At 72.5% G+C, this 16,325-nt stretch carries 14 protein-coding genes; 11 read left to right on the forward strand and 3 right to left on the reverse strand.

The annotated features are described in order from the left end of the window. The first annotated feature begins 169 nt into the window (after positions 1-169). From ACIBMZ_RS20250 to ACIBMZ_RS20260, 3 genes are all read left to right on the forward strand, one after another. A complete protein-coding gene (locus ACIBMZ_RS20250) occupies positions 170-1,297 on the forward strand; it encodes a D-alanine--D-alanine ligase family protein (protein WP_396695939.1) in 1,128 nt (375 codons plus the stop codon). Beyond that, positions 1,294-1,929, forward strand: coding sequence for a M15 family metallopeptidase (locus ACIBMZ_RS20255; RefSeq protein WP_396695942.1), 636 nt, complete (start codon positions 1,294-1,296; stop codon positions 1,927-1,929). The genes ACIBMZ_RS20250 and ACIBMZ_RS20255 overlap by 4 nt, the downstream gene beginning before the upstream one ends. A gap of 120 nt (positions 1,930-2,049) precedes the next feature. Next, positions 2,050-2,730: a hypothetical protein gene (locus ACIBMZ_RS20260; RefSeq protein ID WP_396695944.1), complete on the forward strand. Its 681-nt coding sequence runs from the start codon at positions 2,050-2,052 to the stop codon at positions 2,728-2,730. Positions 2,731-2,788: 58 nt separating this feature from the next. On the opposite strand, the gene gabT is transcribed toward ACIBMZ_RS20260, so the two are convergent. Further along, positions 2,789-4,060 carry a 4-aminobutyrate--2-oxoglutarate transaminase gene (gabT, locus tag ACIBMZ_RS20265; RefSeq protein WP_396696256.1) on the reverse strand — a complete coding sequence of 424 codons (1,272 nt, stop codon included), beginning with the start codon at positions 4,058-4,060 and terminating at the stop codon, positions 2,789-2,791. A gap of 34 nt (positions 4,061-4,094) precedes the next feature. After that, positions 4,095-5,531 carry a gamma-aminobutyraldehyde dehydrogenase gene (locus tag ACIBMZ_RS20270; RefSeq protein ID WP_396695946.1) on the reverse strand — a complete coding sequence of 479 codons (1,437 nt, stop codon included), beginning with the start codon at positions 5,529-5,531 and terminating at the stop codon, positions 4,095-4,097. 141 nt (positions 5,532-5,672) lie between these two features. Between ACIBMZ_RS20270 and ACIBMZ_RS20275 the strand changes: the two genes are divergently transcribed. Then, positions 5,673-7,112, forward strand: a complete 1,440-nt coding sequence (locus ACIBMZ_RS20275) for an aldehyde dehydrogenase family protein (RefSeq protein ID WP_396695948.1) — start codon at positions 5,673-5,675, stop codon at positions 7,110-7,112. A gap of 7 nt (positions 7,113-7,119) precedes the next feature. On the opposite strand, the gene ACIBMZ_RS20280 is transcribed toward ACIBMZ_RS20275, so the two are convergent. Next, positions 7,120-8,349, reverse strand: a complete 1,230-nt coding sequence (locus ACIBMZ_RS20280; RefSeq protein WP_396695949.1) for an SUKH-3 domain-containing protein — start codon at positions 8,347-8,349, stop codon at positions 7,120-7,122. A gap of 222 nt (positions 8,350-8,571) precedes the next feature. Here ACIBMZ_RS20280 and ACIBMZ_RS20285 point away from each other — a divergent pair, with 222 nt between their 5' ends. The 7 genes from ACIBMZ_RS20285 (at position 8,572) to ahcY (ending at position 16,283) form a co-directional block, all read left to right on the forward strand. Next, positions 8,572-9,402 (forward strand): hypothetical protein, encoded by an 831-nt coding sequence (locus ACIBMZ_RS20285; RefSeq protein ID WP_396695950.1) that lies wholly within the window; start codon positions 8,572-8,574, stop codon positions 9,400-9,402. A gap of 70 nt (positions 9,403-9,472) precedes the next feature. Further along, on the forward strand, positions 9,473-10,852 hold the full coding sequence (locus ACIBMZ_RS20290; protein WP_396695952.1) for a phosphomannomutase/phosphoglucomutase: 1,380 nt from the start codon (positions 9,473-9,475) through the stop codon (positions 10,850-10,852). Positions 10,853-10,914: 62 nt separating this feature from the next. Further along, positions 10,915-11,097 (forward strand): Trm112 family protein, encoded by a 183-nt coding sequence (locus ACIBMZ_RS20295; RefSeq protein ID WP_396695954.1) that lies wholly within the window; start codon positions 10,915-10,917, stop codon positions 11,095-11,097. Further along, positions 11,094-12,290 (forward strand): SIS domain-containing protein, encoded by a 1,197-nt coding sequence (locus ACIBMZ_RS20300; RefSeq protein WP_396695956.1) that lies wholly within the window; start codon positions 11,094-11,096, stop codon positions 12,288-12,290. The genes ACIBMZ_RS20295 and ACIBMZ_RS20300 overlap by 4 nt, the downstream gene beginning before the upstream one ends. A 79-nt stretch (positions 12,291-12,369) precedes the next feature. Then, positions 12,370-13,323, forward strand: a complete 954-nt coding sequence (locus ACIBMZ_RS20305) for a cation diffusion facilitator family transporter (RefSeq protein WP_396695958.1) — start codon at positions 12,370-12,372, stop codon at positions 13,321-13,323. 3 nt (positions 13,324-13,326) lie between these two features. Next, entirely contained in the window at positions 13,327-14,490 is a 1,164-nt protein-coding gene (gene manA / locus ACIBMZ_RS20310) for a mannose-6-phosphate isomerase, class I (RefSeq protein ID WP_396695960.1), read from the forward strand. A gap of 293 nt (positions 14,491-14,783) precedes the next feature. Further along, positions 14,784-16,283: an adenosylhomocysteinase gene (ahcY, locus tag ACIBMZ_RS20315; RefSeq protein ID WP_396695962.1), complete on the forward strand. Its 1,500-nt coding sequence runs from the start codon at positions 14,784-14,786 to the stop codon at positions 16,281-16,283. Positions 16,284-16,325: the final 42 nt, after the last annotated feature.

The following is a 16,325-nucleotide window of genomic DNA, read 5'->3' on the forward strand; positions in this document are numbered from 1 at the left end:
AGTGGCGGCATGAGTGAGCGTGAGCGAGCGAATCATCGATGCGGTGTGGTGGTGCCTCGTGGCGGCACGCAGCGGAGCGGAGTGGCGGCATGAGTGAGCGTGAGCGAGCGAATCATCGATGCGGTGTGGTGGTGCCTCGTGGCGGCACGCAGCGGAGCGGAGTGGCGGCATGAGTGCAGAGGTTCGGATCGGGATCCTGTTCGGTGGGCCGTCGGCGGAGCATGACGTCTCCTGCGCCTCGGCGCTCGGGGTGGCGCGGGCGCTGTCCGGCGGCGGGTACCGGGTCGTCGCCATCGGGGTGACCCGCAGCGGCCGGTTCCGGCTGATGCCCGACGACGTGTTACGCCAGTTCCTGGAAGGTACCGGTGGAGAGCGGGCCATCGACGACCGGTTCACAGTGACCGGTCCGGCGGTGGAGCTGCGGGCCGGGTGGCGGCGCGGCACCGCGCTGGTCACCGCGGCGGACCCGCCCGGCGCGGTGCAGGCCGAGCTGGACGTGGTCTTCCCGGTGCTGCACGGCCCGTTCGGCGAGGACGGCGTGGTGCAGGGGCTGCTCGAATCGCTCGGTGTGCCGTACGCGGGCTGCGGCATCCTCGCCTCTGCGGTCGGCATGGACAAGGTGGCCATGAAGCGGGCGCTGCGCGCCGAAGGGGTGCCGGTCACGCCGTACGTCTCCTTCGACGCGCCGACCTACCGGGCCACCGAGGACCCGGAGAAGCTGGTGGTCGAGCTGCGTCGGCCGCTGTTCGTCAAGCCGGCCCGGATGGGTTCCTCGATCGGGATCTCCCGGGTCGGTGAGGGCGACGACCTGGCGGCGGCGATCGAGGAGGCGCTGCGACACGACAACCTGGTCATCGTGGAGCAGGGGGTCACCGCACGGGAACTGGAGTGCGGCGTACTCGGTGGCAGCCGCCCGGAGGCGTCGGCGGTCGGTGAGGTCACGGTCACCGGCGGTTGGTTCGACTACCGGCAGAAGTACTTCGGCGACAGCGACCCGATGGTGGTCCCCGCGTCGCTTCCGGACGAGGTGGCCGAGCGGATCCGGGAGTTGTCGCTGCGCGCGTTCGCCGCGATCGGCGGCTGGGGGTTGGCCCGGGTCGACTTCCTCTATGACGAGGAGGCCGGCGAACTGTACGTCAACGAACTGAACACGATGCCCGGCTTCACCGCGCACTCGATGTACCCGAAGGTGTGGGCGGAGAGCGGCGTCGGCTACCGGGAGATCGTGGACCGTCTGGTCGCGTTGGCGATCAGCCGGCACGCGGAGCGTCCCGGTGGCACGGGGGACGTGCCGTGATCCTGCTCTGCGATCCGCGGGTCGCGGCGGTGCCCGGTGCCGACGACGGCGAGCCGCTGGTCGACCTGCGGGGGATCCCGGAACTGCGGTTGGACGGGCGGGCGGCCGACCCCGAGGGCGCGTACGCGCGACTGCGCAAGGGGGTGGTGGAGCGGTTGCTCGCCGCGCAGGACGCACTGCCCGACGGGCTGCGCCTGCTGGTGATCGAGGGGTACCGGCCGTACCGGGCGCAGTTGGAGATCTTCACCGGCTACCACGACGAGCTGCGGCGGGCGCATCCCGACTGGTCGCCGGAGCGGGTGTACGAGGAGACCACGAAGTTCGTCTCGCCGGTCGAGGTGGCGCCGCACAGCACCGGTGGTGCGGTGGACCTGACGCTCTGCACCGCTGACGGGGTGGAGGTGGACATGGGCACGGCGGTCGACGCCACCCCGGAGGCGAGCGGGAACGCCTGCTTCACGGCCGCGCCGACGATCGGGGACGCGGCCCGCCGTAACCGTCGTGTCCTGGTCGACGCGATGACCGGCGCGGGCATGGTCAACTACCCGACCGAGTGGTGGCACTGGTCGTACGGCGACCGGTACTGGGCACTGCTGACCAGGGCGCCGCACACCTGTTACGGGCCGGTCTGACCGGGCCGACGCGAGGTTCATCCGAAACTTTGTTTTCGATACGCGTCACGCCGGTGAACTGGGTAGCGCTCCCAGTCCGTACCGACACCCGAACGCAGGTGGGAGTACGGGAGGCGACAGGTGAGGCTGCAACGCAAGCACGTGTTGGCGGCGGGGGTGGCGGTGGTCGCCGCGGCGACCGTGGCGGTGGGCACCGGACTCGGGTTCGCCGACAGCGGCCCAAGTGGGCAGAGCGCCTGCCCCGGCTCCATCACATTCTCGGCGGAGGGCGGCGCGCCCGGCGCCACCAGCGACCGGTTCCCGGTCGGCACCCGGTTGCGGGTGACCAACCTGGACAACGACAGGTCGACGGAGGTGACGGTGGTCGGCCCGTCCGGCAGTTGCGTGCTGCTCAACTCCGCGGCCATGGAGTTGGTGCGCGAGCCGGGTCGGAACGTCATCCGACGCCACCTCGTCGAGCGGCTGGACGGCCCGGCGGCGCCGCCGGACGGCGCGGCGCCGAGCGGGCCCGCCGACCGGCCCGGCTCGTTCTCGCCGCCGGCCGCCCGCCCCGGCACGGCGTCGGCCTGCCCGGGCCCGATCACCTTCTTCGAGGAGGCGGCCGGGCCGGGCGCGACCAGCGACCGGTTCCCGGTCGGCACCCGGTTGCGGGTGACCAACCTGGACAACGACCGGGCGACCACGGTGACCGTGACCGGCCCGTCGGCGAGCTGCGTGCTGCTCAACTCCGCCGCGATGGAGCAGATCCGCGAGCCGGGCAAGAACCTCGTCCGCAACAACGTGGTCGAGGTGCTGCGCTGAGCTGAGATGTAAGGAAGGGTCCCCTGCTATACGCGAGGCGTTAGCAGGGGACCCTTCCTTACACAAAGGCGGCGTCGAGGATGTCCAGGCCGCGGGTGAGGTCGGCGTCGGAGATCACCAGCGGGGGCAGGAAACGCAGCACGTTGCCGTAGGTGCCGCAGGTGAGGGTGAGCAGACCGGCGGTGTGGCAGGCGGCCGAGATCGCCGACGCGGCGGCCGGGTCCGGGGTCAGGGTGCCCGGCTGCACCAGCTCCACGGCGAGCATCGCGCCCCGGCCGCGTACCTCGGCGATCCGGGGATCGCGTGCGGCGATGCTCCGCAGCCGGTCCGTCATGGTCGCGCCGATCCGCCGGGCGGCGGTGGCCAGGTCCAGCTCGTGCAGGGTCTCGATGGTGGCCAGCGCGGCGGCGCAGGCGATCGGGTTGCCGCCGTACGTGCCGCCGAGGCCGCCGACGTGCACCGCGTCCATCAGCTCCGCCCGCCCGGTCACCGCGGCCAGTGGCAGCCCACCGGCGATGCCCTTGGCCAGCGTGATCAGGTCCGGCTCGACCTCCTCGTGCCGGCAGGCGAACCAGTCGCCGGTGCGGCAGAAGCCGGTCTGGATCTCGTCGGCCACGAAGACCACCCCGGCCGCCGTCGCCCAGGTGCGCAGCGCGGGCAGGAAACCCTCGGCGGGTACGACGAAGCCGCCCTCGCCCTGGATCGGCTCGATCAGCAGCGCGGCCACGTTCTCCGCGCCGACCTGCTTCTCCACCATCTCGATGGCCCGGGCGGCGGCGGTGGCGCCGTCGAGCCCACCGTCGCGCAGCGGGTACGACATGGGCACCCGGTAGACCTCACCGGCGAACGGCCCGAACCGGTGCTTGTACGGCATGTTCTTCGCGGTCAACGCCATGGTCAGGTTGGTCCGGCCGTGGTACGCGTGGTCGAACACGATCACCGCCGGCCGTCCGGTGGCGTGTCGGGCGATCTTCACCGCGTTCTCCACCGCCTCGGCACCGGAGTTGAACAGCGCCGACCGCTTCTCGAAGGCACCCGGGGTGAGTGCGTTGAGCTGCTCGCAGACCGCCACGTACGACTCGTACGGTGCGACCATGAAGCAGGTGTGCGTGAAACGTTCGACCTGGGCGCGTACCGCCTCGACCACCCGGGGAGCGGAGTTGCCGACGTTGGTGACGGCGATTCCGGCGGCGAAGTCGATCCACTCCCGACCGTCGACGTCGGTGACCGTGCCGCCCGAGGCACTGTGCACGTAGGACGAGATCACGCTGCCCACACCCCGGGCCACGGCGGCACCCCGCCGCTCGTGCAGTACGTGCGAGGACGGCACCGGCGGCACCGGCCCGCTTCCGACGCTCACCGGCTCAGCCCTCGATGTTGTGCATGACGTGCTTGAGCCGGGTGTAGTCCTCCAGGCTGTAGACCGAGAGGTCCTTGCCGTGCCCGGAGTGCTTGAACCCGCCGTGTGGCATCTCGGAGACGAACGGGATGTGCGTGTTCACCCAGACGCAGCCGAAGTCGAGCCGCCGGGTCATCCGCATCGCCCGCCCGTGGTCGCGGGTCCATACCGAGGCGGACAGGCCGTAGTCGACGCCGTTGGCCCAACGCACCGCCTCGTCCTCGTCGGAGAAGCGCTGCACGGTGATGACCGGCCCGAACACCTCGTCCTGGATGATCTCGTCCTGCTGGCGCAGGCCGGAGACGACGGTGGGCGCGTAGAAGTAGCCCCGCTCGCCGACCTGCGTACCGCCGGTCTGCACCGCGGCGTGGTCCGGCAGACGGTCGACGAAGCCGCGTACCCGGGCGAGCTGGTTGGCGTTGTTCAGCGGGCCGTAGAGCACGTCCTCGTCGTCCGGCGCGCCGGTGCGGGTGTTGCGGGCCTGCTCGGTCAGAGCGGCGACGAAGTCGTCGTGCACGCCGGGGCCGGTGAGCACGCGCGTGGCGGCGGTGCAGTCCTGCCCGGCGTTGAAGTAGCCGCCGGTCGCGATGGCCTCGGCCGCCGCCGCGACGTCCGCGTCGTCGAAGACCACCACCGGCGCCTTGCCGCCCAGTTCCAGGTGGGTGCGCTTGAGGTCGGGCGCGGCGGCGGCGGCCACCTCCATGCCGGCCCGGGTGGAGCCGGTGATCGACACCAGTTGCGGAGTGGGGTGCGCGACGAGCGCCCGGCCGGTGTCCCGGTCGCCGCAGACCACGTTGAACACGCCCGGCGGCAGGTACTCGGCGGCGATCTCCGCCAGCAGCAGCGTCGACACCGGCGTGGTGTCCGACGGCTTGAGCACCACCGTGTTGCCGGCCGCGAGCGCCGGGGCGATCTTCCAGACCGCCATCATCAGCGGGTAGTTCCAGGGCGTGACCTGGGCGCAGACCCCGATCGGCTCACGCCGCACGTACGAGGTGTGCCCGGCCATGTACTCACCGGCCGAGCGGCCCTCCAGCAGCCGGGCGGCCCCGGCGAAGAAGCGGAACTCGTCCACGGCCGGCGGCAGCTCCTCGTCGGCGGTGAGCTGCCGGGGCTTGCCGGTGTTGCGTACCTCGGCGTCGACCAGGTCGGCGGCCCGCGCCTCCACGGCGTCGGCGAGTTTCAGCAGCGCCTTCTGCCGCTCGGCCGGAGTGCTGTCCCGCCAGCTCTCGAAGGCGGTCGCGGCGGCCTTCATGGCGGCGTCGACGTCGGCGGCACCGGAGACCGGGGCCTGGGCGAACGCCTCCCCGGTACACGGATCGATCAGGTCGGCGTAGCCGCCGTCGGCCGGCTCGACGTACTCGCCGTTGACGAAGTTGCGCAGCTTCTGCTGGTCACTCATGACTGGATCACTCCGAGGGGTCCGGGGGCCGCGCTGCGGCGGTTATCGCAATCTTCGTGCCATCTTCGCTACTGAATTCGCGGCAGACAAGGTCTGACGCGACCGTTTCCGTGGGCGACTGCCGGGGTTACGCTGCGATACGTGGAACCCACCCCGTTCTTCGTGGCCGGCCGTCCCACCCACGGTGCCGGCGAGCTGACCGTGCATCACCCGTACGACGGCCGGGCGGTGGGTCGTACCACCCTGGCCACCGCCGAGCAGGTCGAGGCCGCACTGTCGGCGGCGGCCGAGGTGGCTGCGACCGCCGCCGAACTGCCCGCGCACGCGCGCGCCGCCGCGCTGGACCACGTCTCGCGTCGGCTCGCCGAGCGGGCCGACGAGGTGGCCGGGCTGATCACCGCCGAGAACGGCAAGCCGGTCAAGTGGGCCCGGGCCGAGGTGGGCCGCGCGGTCTCCACCTTCCGGTGGGCGGCCGAGGAGGCCCGGCGCTTCTCCGGCGAACTGCAACGGCTCGACACCGACCCGGCCGCCACCGGCCGCATCGCCCTGGTGCGGCGGGTGCCGAAGGGGCCGGTGCTGGGCATCACCCCGTTCAACTTCCCGCTGAACCTGGTGGCACACAAGGTCGCCCCGGCCGTCGCGGTCGGCGCACCGGTGGTGGTCAAACCGGCCCCGGCCACCCCGCTCACCGCCCTGCTGCTCGGCGAGATCCTGGCCGAGACCGACCTGCCGACCGGGATGTTCTCGGTGCTGCCGCTGCCCAACGACCGGGCCGCCGAACTGGTCACCGATCCCCGACTACCGGTCGTCTCGTTCACCGGCTCCGGACCGGTCGGCGCGGCGGTGCGCCGGGCCGCGCCGGACAAGCACGTCACGCTGGAACTGGGTGGCAACGCGGCGGCGCTGATCTGCGCGGACTGGGCCGAGGACGCCGACCTGACCTTCGCCGCACAGCGGATCGCCACCTTCTCCAACTACCAGGCCGGGCAGTCCTGCATCGCGGTGCAGCGGGTCTTCGTGCACGAGTGGCTCTACGACGGCTTCCTGCCCCGCCTGGTCGCGGCCGTGCGGGAACTGCGCACCGGTGATCCGTCCGAGGAGTCCACCGACGTGGGGCCGCTGGTCTCCGAGGAGGCGGCGCGACGGGTGGAGGCGTGGGTGGACGAGGCGGTGACGGCCGGGGCCGCTGTCGAGACCGGTGGCCGACGGTCCGGGGCGACGTACCCGCCGACGGTGCTCAGCGGGGTGCCCGCTCGGGCTAGGGTCCGCGCCGAGGAGGTGTTCGGGCCGGTGCTCGTGGTGGACCGGGTCACCGACGACGAGGCCGGCTTCGCGGCGATCAACGACTCGGCGTACGGGCTCCAGGCCGGTGTCTTCACCCGACGGCTGGACGTCGCCTTCGCGGCGGCGCGGACGCTGGAGGTGGGTGGGGTGATCGTCGGTGACGTGCCGTCGTACCGGGCCGACCAGATGCCGTACGGCGGGGTGAAGGGGAGCGGGGTGGGACGGGAGGGGCTGCGTAGCGCCATGGACGACTACACCGACCCACGGGTCACCGTCCTCACCGGCCTCCGGCTCTAGGCTCCGCTCACCACGATCCGTCGTCGCGTACCCGGGCCGGGGCGTGGCCGGACAGCAGAGTCACCAGGGCGGCGTCCAGGTCCGGGCCGAGGAACCACTCGCCCGCCTGGTCCAGCGCGAAGACCCGGCCCTGCTCGTCCACCGCGAGGACGCTGTGCTGTTCCTCGCTGCCGATCGGGAACAGCCGCGCCCCGAGCACCGCCCCGAAGTCGGCGAGCGAGTCGGCGGTGTGCGCCACCTGCCGTGCCAGCAGGTCGAACGGGGAGATCCGGACCTGTCGCCCCGGTCCGCGCAGTCGGCTGGCCAGGTTCGGGAACGCGGCGAGGGCGGCGACGGCGGCGGGGAAGCCCGGGTGCGCGTACGCCCGGCCGCGGATCGCGCGGACGTCCCGGAGGGTCGCGGTCGCCACCGCCTCGTCGCGGTGCTGTGGACGCCAACCGGCGGCGACGAGAGCGTGCGCGACCTGCGGCGGGAACCGGCCCTGGGACGGGTCGGTCGGCGGATCGGGCGAGGTGGGCGTGACCTGCTCCCGGGTGTCCGGCAGGACGGCGAAGTCCGCCAGCAGGGTCAGGCACGAGTCACAGGGCCGCTCGGCCGGGCCGGCGTGCGGGTCGCTCGGCTCGCGAACCCGGAACATCTCGATGCGGGCGGACGACAGCAGGCCCTTGGCGTCGCCCAGGCTCATCGGGGCGATGCCCTCGGCGGCGCGTCGGTGGTCGTGGTCGTGGAGCACGTCGGAGACGACCACGGCCTCCGCGTGCCGCTCGGCCCCCCGGACCAGATGCCCGGCCGGCAGCCCGTCCAGGTACGCGTCGAGCAGTGGATGGGGGCGCAACGGCAGGTCGCCCTTTGCGCCCTGGGCGGTGAAGATCCGCCCGTCGACGGTGAGGTGGGCGGTGACCGTCGGGGTGGGCAGTCGGTGGATCTCCCGTATGAGCTGACCGGCCGGGTCCACGGTGCGTGGCACCGGTGGCCCGCTCGGGCGACTGCGTCGATAGAGCCGCTCGACCACCTCGGCTGCCACCCGGGGCCAGGTGCTCACCTCGCCGGTGCGTCTGTCGACCACCGTGCTCGGCAGGTCGCCGGGGAGCGCCCTGGTCGGTGTGGCGACCGTGGAGGTGATGACGTAGCCGAGGTCGAACTCGGTGACCGATGGTCGACACTCGTGCCCGAGGCGTATCGAGTCGCGACGGGCCCACACCGCGGCGATCTGCTCGGCCTGTTCGCGGTCGATCACACCGGGAACTTACCGGAGAAGCACTCTTTCGTGGCGCTGCGTACGACGGTTTTCACCGAGGGTGAGCGGGATGTGCGGCGCTCGGTGGCGCCTGACGGGCCTCGGCGGACCGGCGTGGGCGTGATGCGGCACACCTGTGGGGTGCTCGCCGACCAGCCGAGGTCGTGCCCCGGTAGTAGCCTGACCGCGGTCCCTCGTCAGGGGGAAGAACGGTGGGTGATCATGTCGGTACGTCGTCACGCGGCGCGCCTCGCGACGCTCTGCGTGTTCCTGGGCGGCCTGGTGGCGCTCGGTGGCGCGCCGGCTCACGCCGGAGACGGGGCGCACTCCGTCCAGGCCGTCAACCAGTCCTCCGGCGGATCGCCGGTGATGTTCTTCGGCATCGGCATGGTCGCCCTCGGCGCACTGCTCATCGTGTTCCTGATCGTCCGGTCCCGGAGGGACCGGCGGCAGCGTCGGGACCGGGTCGAGATCCCGCAGCCGCGCAACCCGGGTGGCACCACCTACCGCTCCGGCGCGAGCCACGGTGCCGCGTCGGTGCCGCCGGGTCCGGGTGCCGTGCCGTCGGGCCCGGTCGTCGCGCCGCCGATGCCGCCGGGTGTGGTCGCCCCACCACCGTCGCCGTCCGGCTGGGGCGTCCCGCCGGTGCCGTCCGGCCCGGTGCCGCCCGCGGCTCCCGGACAGGTGTACGGCAGCGCCCGGCCCGCCGCGCCCCGGGTCTACGGTGCCCCGGCGTCGCCGCGCCCGTCCGGTGGTCTGTACGGCGCCCGGCCGGAGCCCGATGGCCAGCCCCGCACGTCACCACCGGTCGCCACCGGGTCCGCCGTGCCACCGGTGTCGGCGCCGCCGATGGTCCCGCCGGTCTCCGCGCCGCCGATGGTCCCGCCGGTGTCGGCTCCGCCCGTGATTCCCCCGGTCTCGGCACCTGCGGCGGTCCCGCCGGTGTCGGCTCCGCCGACGCCGCCGACACCGGGTCCGACCGGGTCCGCAGCGGTGCCGGGACGGCCGGCGGACGAGGACGGGGACGAACCGGGGCGCGGGCTCTCCGGCTGAGCCGGGACGCGGCCCGGCGCTCCGTTACGCTCAGGTGCGTTGACCGACCTGCGGCCGAGGAGTGGAACCGGTGTCTGATCTGTCCCAGATCGTGAAGGCCTACGACGTCCGTGGGACGGTGCCGGACCAATGGGACGAGCGGGTGGCCGGTGCCCTGGGCACCGCGTTCGCGCAGATGCTCGACGGTGCCGGCGCACCCGGCGAGGCCGTCCTGATCGGCCACGACATGCGTGCCTCCGGGCCCGGGTTGGCCGAGGCGTTCGCCACCGGCGTACGCGCCGAGGGCCGCCCGGTCATCGAGATCGGGCTCGCCTCGACGGACATGGTCTACTACGCCTCCGGCGCGCTCGGGTTGCCCGGCGCGATGTTCACCGCGAGTCACAACCCGGCGCAGTACAACGGCATCAAGATGTGCCACGCCGGTGCCCGCCCGGTGGGGCAGGACAGTGGGCTGGCCGAGGTCCGGGACCGGGCGCAGGCCCTGCTCGACAAGGACGAGCCGCTCGGCGAGCCGACCGCGCCGACCGAGCGTCGGGACCTGCTCGCCGCGTACGCCGCACACCTGCGCACGCTGGTGGACCTGGCCGACATCCGGCCGCTGACCGTGGTGGTCGACGCGGGCAACGGCATGGGCGGGCACACCGTGCCGAGCGTGCTGGGCGACGCCGCGTTGTCGGCGCTGCCGCTGCGGATCGTGCCGCTCTACTTCGAGCTGGACGGCACCTTCCCCAACCACGAGGCCAACCCGCTCGACCCGGCCAACCTGGTCGACCTGCAACGCGCCGTGGTGGCGCACGGCGCCGACCTCGGGCTGGCGTTCGACGGCGACGCGGACCGCTGCTTCGTGGTCGACGAGCGCGGCGAGCCGGTCTCGCCCTCGGCGATCACCGCGCTGGTCGCGGCCCGGGAACTGGCCCGCCACCCCGGCTCCACGGTGATCCACAACCTGATCACCTCGCGCGCCGTGCCGGAGATCATCCGGGAGCACGGCGGTGAACCGGTGGTGGCCCGGGTCGGGCACTCGTTCATCAAGGCCGAGATGGCCCGGACCAACGCCGTCTTCGGCGGCGAGCACTCGGCGCACTACTACTTCCGGGACTTCTGGTTCGCCGACACCGGGATGCTGGCCGCCATGCACACCCTGGCGGCGCTCGGCGAGCAGCCGCTGCCGTTGTCCACGCTGGCCGCCGAGTACGAGCGGTACGTCGCCTCGGGGGAGATCAACTCCACCGTACGGGACCAGGCGGCGAAGGTGGCCGAGGTGCGGGCCGCGTACCCCGACGCCGAGGTGGACGAGTTGGACGGGCTCACCCTGCGCTTCCCGGACGGGGCGTGGCTCAACCTGCGTGCCTCCAACACCGAGCCGTTGCTGCGGCTCAACGTGGAGGCACCGACCGCCGAGCGGATGACCGCCCTGCGCGACGACGTGCTGGCCGTGGTTCGCCGATAGGATCGCTCGCGCCGGTCGGCACCGTCGATCGGTGAAGCCGCACACGTGGAAGGAGCCGCGCAGTGGCCCTCGACCCGCAGTTGCTGGAAATCCTCGCCTGCCCGGACACACACCATGCCCCGCTGGACTACGACGCGCAGGCCCAGACGCTGACCTGCACGGAGTGCGGCCGGATCTTCGAGGTCCGCGACGACGTGCCGGTGCTGCTGCTGGACGAGGCGCGCGGCCCCGCGGGGCAGTCGTGATCGACGGGACGGCCGGGGTCAGCGGCCACCGCCACGCCGACGACCGACTCCTCGACGACCCGCAGGCGCTGGCCGAACGGGACCCGGGCGGGATGCTGCGGCACACCGCCTCGGCCGGCGCGCAGGTCCGTGAGTCGGCGGCCCTGGCCGCCGAGGCCAACCTCGGTGTGCTCGGCGACGACGGGCGTCCCCGGGCGGTCGTCATCGCCGGCATCGGCACGGCCGGTCGTACCGGTGACGTGCTGGCCACCGTCGCCGGACCACGCTGCCCGGTGCCGGTCATCGCGCACCGCAGCGCGGGCGTGCCCGGCTGGGTCGGCGCGGCCGACGTGGTGATCGCGGTGAGCGCCTCCGGTCGCAGCCCCGAGGCGCTCGGCGCGGCCGAGGCCGCCCACCGGCGCGGGGCCCGGCTGGTCGCGGTGGCCCCGCCGGACTCGCCGCTGCACTCGGTGGCCGAGCGGGCCCGGGCCCCGTTCATCCCGGTGCCCCGGCGGGCCCCGGCCCGGGCCAGCCTGTGGGGGCTCACCGTGCCGGTCCTGATGGCCGCGCGGGCCCTCGGCCTGGTCAAGGTGAACGAGGCCGACCTGGCCGAGACGGCGGCGCGGCTGGACGCCGACGCCGACCGGTGCCGTCCGACCGCCGAGTCCTTCGTCAACCCGGCGAAGTCGCTGGCGCTCGGCCTGGCCGGCTCGATCCCGATCGTCTGGGGTTCGTCGCCGCTGGCGTCGGTCGCCGCCCGTCGCTTCGGTGACACGCTCTCCGCGAACGCCCGGTACCCGGTGGTCACCGGGGCGCTCGGTGAGGCGGGCCGGGGACGCGTCGGTCTGCTCGACGGCGTGTTCGGCGGCCTCGCCGAGGGGGATCGGGACATCTTCGCCGACCCGGACGACGCCGAGGGCGGCGACACCCGCCTGCGGCTGGTCCTGCTGCGTGACGGTGGCCTGAACGCCGAGGACGACACCGACGAGCCGCTCGCGGTCGAGGAGCGACGCGCGGAGGCGGTGCAGACCCTCGCCGAGCGACGTGGCGTACGGTGCGACGTGGTCACCGCCGAGGGCGGCTCGGCGCTGGAACGGCTGGCCTCCCTGGTGGCGGTGCCCGACTTCGCGTCGATCTACCTCGCGCTGGCGCACGGCCTGGACCCGATGGCGGTGCCGGCGATCACGGAGATGAAGGAGCTGTCCAACCAGTGAGCGGGCGCAGCGTGCGAGCCGGCCGGCCCGGTGGTCCGGCCGCTCGCACCGGTTGCTCACGTCGCGGGAGATCCGCGGCGTGAGCAGCCAGGGTGGCACACGGGCGATCGTCGCGGCGCTGCTTGCCAATCTCGGCATCGCGGTGACGAAGTTCGTCGCGTACCTGCTGACCAGCTCGTCGTCGATGCTGGCCGAGTCGATCCACTCGGTCGCCGACACCGGTAACCAGGCGCTGCTGCTGCTCGGCGGCAAGCGGGCCCGCCGGGCGGCCACCCCGCAGCACCCCTTCGGCTACGGCCGGGAGCGTTACGTCTACGCCTTCCTGGTCTCGATCGTGCTGTTCAGCCTCGGTGGTCTCTTCGCGCTCTACGAGGCCTGGCACAAGTGGTCCGACCCGCACGGCATCACCAGTTGGCAGTGGGTGCCGGTGACCGTGCTGCTGGTGGCCATCGTGCTGGAGTCCTTCTCCTTCCGCACCGCCATCGTCGAGTCGAACCTGATCCGGGGGCGCGAGTCGTGGACCAGGTTCATCCGGCGATCCAAGGCACCCGAGCTGCCGGTGGTGCTGCTGGAGGACTTCGGCGCGCTCGTCGGTCTGGTCTTCGCCCTGTTCGGCGTGGGCATGACGCTGGCGACCGGGGACGGCCGGTGGGACGCGGCGGGCACCGCGATGATCGGCGTGCTGCTGGTGGCCATCGCGGTGGTGCTGGCGATCGAGACCAAGAGCCTGCTGCTCGGTGAGGGTGCGGAACCGGCCGACGTGGCCGCCATCGAGCAGGCGGTCACCGCCGGCCCGGAGGTGGAGCGGATCATCCACATGAAGACCCTCTACCTGGGCCCCGAGGAGTTGTTGGTGGCCGCGAAGATCGCGGTGTCGCGCTGCGAGACCGCCGAGGAGGTGGCCCGGAACATCGACGCCGTGGAGGCGCGGATCCGGGCGGCGGTGCCGGTGGCCCGGGTGATCTATCTGGAGCCGGACGTGTATCACGCGGATGCGGGGCCGGCGGAGGCGTCCGGTCGACGGGAGAGCTGACCGGTGGAACTGCTGAACGGACCGATCAAGGACTACGCCTGGGGCTCCCGCTCGGCGATCGCCGCGCTCCAGGGGCGGCCGGTGCCCAGCGACGGTCCGGAGGCCGAGCTGTGGCTGGGCGCGCATCCGGGCGCGCCGGCCACCGTGTCGCGTGCGGACGGTCCGGCCACGCTGACCGACGTGCTCACCACCGACCCGGCCCGGTGGCTGGGCGAGCCGGCGATCGAGCGCTTCGGGGTACGGCTGCCGTTCCTGCTCAAGGTGCTGGCGGCCGAGGCTCCGCTCAGTCTCCAGGCGCACCCGGACGCGGAGCAGGCTCGGGCCGGTTACGCCGCCGAGTACGCCCGGGCCGACGGCGTGCGCAACTACGTCGACCCGTTCCACAAGCCGGAGTTGCTGGTGGCGCTCGGGCCGATGGAGGCGCTGTGCGGGTTCCGGGACCCGTCGGTCTCGGCGAAGGTGTTGGCCGGGTTGGGCGTACCGGAGCTGAGGCCGGTGCTGGACGCGTTGGGTGCCGGGCCGGCGGGCCTGGCCGATGCGGTCCGCGCGCTGCTGACCTGGCCGGAGTCGGAGCGGGAGGGGCTGGTCACGGCGGCCCGGACGGCGGCGGTGACCGGCCCGGACGCCGACCTGGTGGCGATGCTGGCGCAGACGTATCCGGCCGACCCGGGGGTGCTGGTGGCGCTGTTGCTCAACCGGGTACGGCTGGCCGAGGGCGAGGCGATCTGGATGCCGGCCGGAAACCTGCACGCCTACCTGCGCGGTACCGGTGTGGAGGTGATGGCGGCCAGCGACAACGTGCTGCGTGGCGGCCTGACCCCCAAGCACGTCGACGTGGCCGAGCTGCTGCGGGTGCTCCGGTTCGAGGTGCTCGACCAGCCGGTGGTGTCGTCCCGGCCGGTCGCCGACGGGGTGGTGACCTGGCCGGTACCGGTGCCGGACTTCGCGTTGCACCGGGTGACCGTGCAGGACGACCGGCCCGAGGTGACGCTCACCGTGCCGGGGCCGCGCGTGCTGCTCTGCACCGTCGGGGAGGTCACCGTCGCCGACGGTGTCGCGCCGTTGACGCTGGAGCGCGGCCGGGCTGCGGTGGGACCGGCCGACGGTGGTGCGTTGACGGTGCGCGGTGCCGGCGAGATCTACGTCGCCTCGACCGGCTCCCTCTGATTCCGACAGACCAGGATCCTGCCGCCTTCGCCTGAACCGGCAAGTCCGACTTTCCCGAAATCGCTTGACTCGCGTCTGACTCAGTGTGACTCTATGGGTGCGCAGCGTTATCGCGACATAGTCCGAGAACGCGCGGGGGAACCAAACCGGGGGGATGCACGGGGCGGGCGGGACTGGACGGCACACGTCCACGACCGGCCGCCCCGTGTGCTGTCCGCAACCAGGCCGTCCCGCATCGGGCGGCGCGCGTAAGGTGGGTGGTTGCGCAGCACCATCGTCCGACAGGAGCTTTCATGACCAGCACCCTCCCGGCGTCCGGCAACGGAACGTCGTCCGAGGCCCGCCCGCGTACCCTCGCCGAGGGTGACTACAAGGTGGCGGACCTGTCGCTCGCCGAGTTCGGGCGCAAGGAGATCCGTCTCGCCGAGCACGAGATGCCCGGCCTGATGGCGATCCGTCGTGAGTTCGCCGAGGCACAGCCACTCGCGGGCGCACGGATCACCGGTTCGCTGCACATGACGATCCAGACCGCCGTCCTGATCGAGACCCTGGTCGCGCTCGGCGCGGAGGTCCGCTGGGCGTCCTGCAACATCTTCTCCACCCAGGACCACGCCGCCGCCGCGATCGTGGTCGGCGCGGACGGCACCCCCGAGGCCCCTGCCGGTGTCCCGGTCTACGCCTGGAAGGGCGAGACGCTGGAGGAGTACTGGTGGTGCACCGAGCAGGTGCTGGCCTGGCCGGACGGGCACGGCCCCAACATGATCCTCGACGACGGCGGTGACGCCACCCTGCTGGTGCACAAGGGTGCGGAGTTCGAGAAGGCCGGCACCGTGCCGCCGGTCGAGTCCGCCGACTCCGAGGAGTACGCGGTCATCCTCGGCCTGCTGCACCGCACGATCGCCGAGGACGGCGGACGCTGGACCCGGATCGCGGCCGACATCAAGGGCGTGACCGAGGAGACCACCACCGGCGTGCACCGGCTCTACGAGATGCACCGCAACGGCACGCTGCTCTTCCCGGCCATCAACGTCAACGACTCGGTGACCAAGAGCAAGTTCGACAACAAGTACGGCTGCCGCCACTCGCTCATCGACGGCATCAACCGCGCCACCGACGTGCTGATCGGCGGCAAGATGGCGGTCGTGCTCGGCTACGGCGACGTCGGCAAGGGCTGCGCCGAGTCGCTGCGCGGCCAGGGCGCCCGGGTCGTGGTGACCGAGGTCGACCCGATCTGCGCGCTCCAGGCGGCGATGGACGGCTACCAGGTCGCCACCCTGGAGGACGTGGTCGAGCAGGCGGACCTCTTCATCACCGCCACCGGCTGCTTCGACGTCATCACCAACGAGCACATGGCCCGGATGAAGCACCAGGCCATCGTCGGCAACATCGGCCACTTCGACAACGAGATCGACATGGCCGGTCTGGCCAAGCGCTCGGACGTCACCCGGGAGAACATCAAGCCGCAGGTCGACCTCTGGACGTTCGACGACGGCCACTCGATCATCGTGCTCTCCGAGGGCCGTCTGCTGAACCTGGGCAACGCCACCGGCCACCCGAGCTTCGTGATGTCGAACTCGTTCGCCAACCAGACGATCGCCCAGATCGAGCTGTTCACCAAGACCGACGAGTACCCGATCGGCGTGTACGTGCTGCCCAAGCACCTGGACGAGAAGGTCGCCCGGCTGCACCTGGGCGCGCTCGGCGCCAAGCTGACCACGCTCACCAAGGTGCAGGCCGAGTACCTCGGCGTCAGCCAGGAGGGGCCGTTCAAGCCGGAGCACTACCGCTACTGATCGACGCGTACCGGGCCGGGTCGACCTCAGGTCGGCCCGGCC

This window comes from Micromonospora sp. NPDC049900 (assembly GCF_044461025.1).
In the GTDB taxonomy this organism is placed as follows: domain Bacteria; phylum Actinomycetota; class Actinomycetes; order Mycobacteriales; family Micromonosporaceae; genus Micromonospora.

What these genes read in the sequence shown, in the direction of transcription:
- ACIBMZ_RS20250 (WP_396695939.1), top strand. Translation starts at nt 170, where the DNA reads ATGAGTGCAGAGGTTCGGATCGGGATCCTGTTCGGTGGGCCGTCGGCG.
- ACIBMZ_RS20270 (WP_396695946.1), bottom strand. Translation starts at nt 5,531, where the DNA reads ATGAGTGACCAGCAGAAGCTGCGCAACTTCGTCAACGGCGAGTACGTC.
- ACIBMZ_RS20285 (WP_396695950.1), top strand. Translation starts at nt 8,572, where the DNA reads ATGTCGGTACGTCGTCACGCGGCGCGCCTCGCGACGCTCTGCGTGTTC.
- ahcY (WP_396695962.1), top strand. Translation starts at nt 14,784, where the DNA reads ATGACCAGCACCCTCCCGGCGTCCGGCAACGGAACGTCGTCCGAGGCC.